4 protein-coding genes are annotated in these 7,158 nt (G+C 41.0%); all 4 read right to left on the bottom strand.

Features of this window, described 5'->3' with window-relative positions; genetic code table 11:
- A partial coding sequence (locus COT43_06380; protein ID PIS28429.1) for a hypothetical protein occupies positions 1-3,600 on the bottom strand: 3,600 nt, incomplete at its 3' end.
- Positions 3,601-3,816: 216 nt separating this feature from the next.
- Positions 3,817-5,439 carry a hypothetical protein gene (locus COT43_06375; protein PIS28428.1) on the bottom strand — a complete coding sequence of 541 codons (1,623 nt, stop codon included), beginning with the start codon at positions 5,437-5,439 and terminating at the stop codon, positions 3,817-3,819.
- Positions 5,440-5,913: 474 nt separating this feature from the next.
- On the bottom strand, positions 5,914-6,924 hold the full coding sequence (mtnA, locus tag COT43_06370; protein ID PIS28430.1) for an S-methyl-5-thioribose-1-phosphate isomerase: 1,011 nt from the start codon (positions 6,922-6,924) through the stop codon (positions 5,914-5,916).
- Between the two features lie 7 nt (positions 6,925-6,931).
- Positions 6,932-7,158, bottom strand: a 227-nt coding sequence (locus COT43_06365) for a sugar kinase (GenBank protein PIS28427.1), incomplete at its 5' end; no start/stop codon positions are given.

The following is a 7,158-nucleotide window of genomic DNA, read 5'->3' as shown; positions in this document are numbered from 1 at the left end:
ATATTGAGTTAAAATATCAGCGGACAGATCGTACTGATTAGAGTAGGTATATAAATTCACCAGATTGCCCATTACACCCATCCGATCCGGGTTGGTTATGCAATCCAACGCTTTCAGCGACAAATCAATCGCAGTTTTATTTTCACCGGATAGCATTTTCCAGGTAATCATATACTGCAAGGCACGTTTACCGAGTGGGTAGTCACTATAAGAATTGTACAATTCGGATAAATAATTACAAAAAACATCTCTTTCACAATACTGATCTTTAACATAATCTGACCGGACTATTGAGAACAACGCTACTAAAGCTGAATCTGCCTGAGTGGTTTTAGAATTGGTTGCAATCAGATTTTTAAGATGCGCAATTTGCTCCTCCGGGCTTAGATTCACTCTCGGAGTGACTGCTGGTTTATTAAGTTGACCGGAAAAAGTTTGACCTTCCCATGAAGGTTGGGATTCCAACTCATCCATTACTGACACAGGCCCATAAAATTGAGTGTAATTGGGTGGTGCTTCGCCCCACCAGCAGAACATCGTGGGAATGGTAGGATTAAAACTGCTGTTATAGACTTCATAACCATCATTGTCATGTACAGAATTGTACATCATTTGCAGTTGGGAAATCTCATAATAAGCGTGAACCTCACTGCCATAATTGTTCCGGATGGTGTTGTAACCGTTCCAATAGGGATAGTTAACCCGACCGAGATTAATAATATCATTGTAACCCGGATATATGCCATTGCGGGTCGAGGTTCCGCCAATGCCGTTATTTTCTATGACACTACCGTAGATATTAACTGTGCTTGAACTTACACTATAGATTCCATCCCGTCCGCCATTATAGATTTTTGTACCTTCAATGTCGACCTGAGAATTGTTAATGGTAACGACGTTATGTCGGTTGTCATAGATCTCACAGTTTTTAATATCGAAGCCGGTGTATTCGATACGAATACCCTGGTCATTATCGTGGAGTGTACAGTTTTCGACGATATTACCGGTCGAAGGATAACCATAGAAACAGACCGCCCAATCACCATATTCGACTTCACAATATTTCATGACGTTGTTACTGCTTCTGAAATATAACCGGTTCCAGGATTGACGGGTAGTACCGGAAGTTGACGTGAATAAGATTGGGCTTTGATTCGTGCCTTCGGCGATCAGGTGGGCGTTGTTGTAAAATCCGAGTGTATAATACCCATCCATCAATACATTGGTTCCGGGTAAAATAGTGATCGAACCACTCCCGGTAACCAAGACTGTTCCTAGCATGTGCAGATTCCCGAACCATGTTTCGGCCGTGGTGAATGTACCGCCGGTGACCGCAGTATAGGGTATGTAATTCGGTTTGGTGATCGTGATGTACAGGGGACGAACAGAGGTCGAAAAAGTATAACTCTGCACACCGGAAACTACCAGATGATAACTGCTCCCGTTGTCGCCACTGCTAACACAAATATCACACCCGGTTACACCGGCATTGACGACGATATTACTACTATTAACAGTAATTGAAACACTGCTAAATTCCGATGGATATCCTACCCACATACGCATCTCCGGATCGCCAAATAAATTATGTGAATAACTTAAATAATGACTATTGTAATTTACTTTAGATACCGCTTCAGCTACGCCAAATTTAGTACCACTTAGCAGCTGGTTAAAGAACATTTTTTCAAGGTAAAAAGAGGAACTAACCCATCCATAGCGAGTATTTCCTCCAAATGCAACTGCACCTTTATTCTCCATTTCTAAGAATCCTTCTGCATATGATCTATCAATAATCGGATGCCAGCTGCAGTCATAATCAAATGCGCCTACGTCACATGATGTGGAATATATCACGTAATATTTATTTGTCTCAGAAAGATAATTTATACCTGAATTTTCACCATTTACATCACAGCATTGCCTTAATGAACGCCAGGGCTCCCATGTATGGCAGTGATATATGGAATCTCCATCAACATATTCATATCCTTCTCCTGATGAAACATCAATTTCAACAGGATCACCATGGTTACTGAAAGTAATTAATCCAAAACCTTCATCAATTTTTGCTACAACATCAGATGCCAGTGGATATGTAGGAGGAGGATTGTGAGTAGCACAATTTTTACTGCCTATATTCTCCTTAACTATTGTGCTATTAAAATAACCAGATAGCAAACCTGATAGAACATCTGCTTGACTTTGATCTCCTTGTGTTGAAGGATCCCAATCACACCACTGCATCTGATCTTCCTGAGTATGAAGAGCTTTTGTCAGATGACTATAATCTCCATTATTCGGATTAGTCACATACAGTAAAAACTTTTTAGTCCATATTTCTACCTCTTCCGATGTCGATACTGCCAGACGCCCTACAAATACTTCAGGATCATATTGTGGATCATCATCATACGGTTCTCCGTATCTCGGCTCACCTACCAAGTATGGAAAAGCATCGTCCGGTGGGACGTATGGACCATATACATCATTATCAACATTCCAATCACCATTAAACTCCGAATAATAGAGGTCTGCTGGAATTATATATTGACCAACACTTTTTTGGGATACGTAATCAGGGTGTAAATTAGGATTATCAGGATCGTTATCACCGGCACCATATCTTATCGGGATAATAGTTTCATCACCACCTAACAGCACCCATACCGTGCCCTGTTGCCACGCATCGGTAAGATATTGCCTTATTGCCCCGGCGTTATCTGTTATGCCTGACTGGTAATCTGTACTATAAATACTGAAAATATCTTCAACAGTCACCACACCAATATCCAGGCCTTTTCTTCTTTTCCATGCTTTAAATTCATCAAAACTCGATTTTAAAGAATTATTTGTAATAATGACATATTCGTACGCCGGTAATTGTCCTGATTGACTTCCTGTGGATTTACCCAATGATTTAATCTGTGCAGGACGCTGCTGATAACTGCTTATATGCTGTGGATTGTCGACAATATGTTTAAGAATATTGTCATAAATTACCTGATCTCTTGACAGTCTTTTTTCAGGAAGCCGAGGCATACCTTTAGCAGTCATTAAATTCAGCGTGAAAGTAACTTGATCATAAAATAAAACTTCCTCATTCATAGGTGAATACTGCAAAGGCGTGATAAGTAAGTGGACAATTCTGGTTGCTCCGTCAAAGTAGCCCTCTGATACAACACGAATAATTTCTTTTGGATAATATTCCGATGAAGAATAAATAGCTGGATCTGGCTCTATCCATTCTGGCTTCTTGGCAGAAATGGATGTTGGAATTGGCGGCTGAGTAGGATATAGTATATATGTACCGGACAATGGGGACTTACTATCAGAATTGATAGTTATAGATGAAACAGATTGACCGGTAGGAATAATTAGATTTACTGAAACTGCCGGTATTTCCGGTTCTCCTACTTTGCCAAAAGGATCAGCGTTTTCATAGCTAAAACGATCCCATTCATCCTCAATCCATTGTTGTAATTTAGAACGATCGAAACTAACCGTATGAGTTACAGATCCTTGGGTGTAATTCGCAAAACAAAAAATAATTGAAAGAAACATCACAAATAACGTTATTCTTTTCATCTTAAACCTCATTTTTTATTTTCTAAATAGCTTTATTACTATTATTTCTTACCTCAATGGCACAACCGTTTTCCTGTAAGTCACGTGCCAGAGGCATCTCTTCGAGACAAAACTCCGGAGGACGCCTTCCAAAGATGGTTGGGATATTGATTTTGTACTCTATATTATCTTTTCTTATGTTTATTATTCTGTATTTCACGCAGTTATAAAATAAAAAATGTTAGTTTGTTACTTCACAAGCAATATTTTACGAGTTTGCATATTTTGTTTATTTTCAACGGACATTCTTACCAAATATATTCCAGACGAGAGATTATCAGGACTCCATTCCAGGATATATTCTCCTCTTTTATACACTTTATCACTCAATACTGCTATCTCCTGGCCCAATAAGTTTAACGCCGTAATTTTTATTTTAGACGCATGAGAAACAACAATTGGGATATGAGTTGCTGTATTGAAAGGATTGGGATAATTATTCCCTAATTCAAAATCTTTCTGTATTTTTATATTTTCTTCTTTAATCCCAACTACCGGAAAAGGTTTATGTGAATAAATATCAATATAGTTGAAATACTTTTTCCAATAGCCCTGGCCCTCCGCCAGTACTTCCCTTCTTATTATAACTTCATCAATACCGTCGGCATTCAAGTCAATAGTCCCTATCAAAGATAACCAAGTAGAATCGGAATTTTCTCTAAAATATAATATCGTATCAGGCTGTGAAAAACCACTTCCATCTAAATATACACAAATAGATGATGCGTCCATGATGTAATAATCCGATTCAATCATTATGTCTTTGTATTCATCATCATTTAAATATCCCTGAGCAAAACCATAAAAAAAATATTGATCCTGTGGACCAAACGGACTTATTAATGTATCAATTTTGAAATTATCAAAGTTGTCACTTCCATGTATTGCTAAAACACCGTGATTTATTTCTTCTGTTCTCAAATATGCAGTAAGCAGCATACCATATTCAGAATTATTCCAGTTAGAAATATATTCAGTTCTACCGCCTGTATACTGTTTTGATTCATACTGGAACACCGGATTTAAAGACAGAGAATCGCCGCCGGAGTAAATATACAGCCTGGCAGGCTTTTCAGATAGTGAATAAGAAGCAATCACGATCCAGTCATCATAACCATCATTATTCATATCTCCGCATGAAATCGATCCACCATAATTAGCAAACTCATCTGGACTTTCATAAAACCAATCCGGATTACCATCAAGCGTTTCAGCTCCAAGATACACATAAACACGTCCATAATCGGCAATAAAATCGCTCGGCGAGGAAATAACAAGATCATCGTAACTGTCAGCATTAAGATCTCCTGTTGCTATAAAGCAGCCAAAACCATATCTCATTCCTTCACCATAAAGGGTAAGATCAGCAATAGAGTCCGGACCATCTTTACCCCCGAGATATATCCAGACAATTCCAGCTTGATATCCAGCACGCGGATCAGATATCACAAGATCAGTATAACCATCTCCATTAAGGTCCATATTGCCATATGGACATGCAGCACCTCCCATATATACGTACTTCCAAAAGGTAATGTCGGGATCTATATCAAATGGAGAACCACCATAGTATATATCAATTCTTTGGGTCCATGGATATATGTGTGAAGAATCAGGATAGGCTCCAGTGGTTATTCCAAGGTCCTGATAACCATCATTATTAATATCGCCAACATTCTGTATAAAACAGCCAAACTGATCTCCCGGATAATAACCGGGTATGGTCACAACTTTTTCTAAATGGATCGTTTTTTCTGCAAGTAGAAATCCTGTAGAAATAAATAACCATGCGATAAATTTAAAATTTCTCATTATTAATCTCTGTATTTATGGATCGCGTTTTGATTAAGACATCTATTAGCGAAAGAAGGAAAAGCCCGGAGCGCACCTCTCCCGCATGAGCCGTTCATGGAAAATGAGAGACACTTTTTGCAGACCGTAACAGAGCCTGACTTGAGAATGGGAAGAATGATTGTTCTTTCTTCCGGGACTCAAGATTTAACATCGTTTCACCTTTATAAATAAATTGCTCCACGATTCTATCTGAAAAACTTGAAATTCCAAAAAGCGTTTCAACTTGAAGTCACGGAAACCGGAGAGGTCAACCTTCGCTTCTAATCTCGCCCGTCCCAGTGTTAATGAACATTTTCATTATACAGATTAAACGGCTAAAAGTCAACATATTTTTTAATGAAGGATAAACACGAAATCCCACTAATGGCGGGTAATCATTGATCAGTGACCAGTAACCAGTGACCAGTAACCAGTGACCAGTTACCAGTAATCCTATCTACTTTTCGCCGGTCGAAAGACGCCTCTCTCGGTGACGACCGCGGTGATGAGTTCGTGCGGCGTCACATCGAAGGCGGGCGAAATCGCCGGATAAGTATCCGGGACGATTTGATTTCTAAAGATATTACGCACTTCATCGCCGTTGCGTTCTTCGATAATGATGGAACTGCCGTCGGCAATATTTTCGTCGAAAGTCGAAAACGGCGCAGCGACATAGAAAGGAATTTTAAAATACCTGGCTAAGATCGCAAGACCGAGCGTGCCGATCTTGTTTGCCGTATCGTAATTGGCGGCGATCCGGTCGGCGCCGACGATGATGGCGTCGATCTTCTTCGTTTTCATGATCGATGCCGCCATGTTGTCGGTGATCAACGTGAATGGAACGTTTTCCTCCGTCAATTCCCACGCGGTGAGCCGGGCGCCCTGAAGCAGAGGGCGTGTTTCATCGACGAAAACGTGCAGGATTTTTCCAGTTTGAAATCCGTGAATGATAATTCCCAGCGCGGTTCCGAAACCGCCGGTCGCCAGGCCGCCCGCGTTGCAGTGCGTCAGAACGGTCGCGTTTTCCGGCAAAAGTTCAGCGCCATATTTGGCGATTTTGTGACAATTGGCGATGTCTTCGTCCTGAATTTTCCGCGCTTCATGAAGCAGAGAGCGCCATATCTCCGGTAACGGTTGATTCCGGATCGACTTCGCGTGATCTTTCATGCGTTTTAACGCCCAGCGAATATTGACGGCAGTCGGGCGTGTATCTATCAGTAATTCAGAAATCTGATTCAGTGAGAAGAAAAAGGCTTTGTTTGATGAATAGATCAGTGGACGAAGTCCGAGAACAAGCCCATAGGCGCTGGCAATTCCGATCGCAGGCGCACCGCGGACAGCCAAACGCCGGATAGCGTCCGCCATTTCGAGATGATCCTGGATTTCGACGATGCGATATTCGATCGGCAAAAGCGTTTGGTCGATGATGTAAAGTCGTTCGTCTTCCCAGAAAATCGGACGGATCATTGGTCTATAGGGTTACAAATTTTCGGAGGTAATCGAATCGCGCCTGAATCGCCTCTTGCCGGAGGTTTAGGAGCCCATCGACGCTGAACTGTTCGACGCAAAGCGAACCCATCACCGAGCCATAAACGAGCGCTTTTTTCAAAACACGCCAATTAACGACGCCGTTAGCGGTCAAAAATCCCATGAAACCGCCTGCGAACGAATCGCCTGCGCCAGTCGGGTCGGTCGGCT

It is taken from the genome of Candidatus Marinimicrobia bacterium CG08_land_8_20_14_0_20_45_22 (assembly GCA_002774355.1).
Lineage (GTDB): Bacteria > Fidelibacterota > UBA2242 > UBA2242 > UBA2242 > 0-14-0-20-45-22.
This window is presented reverse-complemented; position numbering and strand designations above follow the sequence as displayed.

Bases quoted from the DNA above. Each gene is read 5' to 3' on its own strand.
- COT43_06375 (PIS28428.1), bottom strand. From the start codon at position 5,439: ATGAGAAATTTTAAATTTATCGCATGGTTATTTATTTCTACAGGATTT.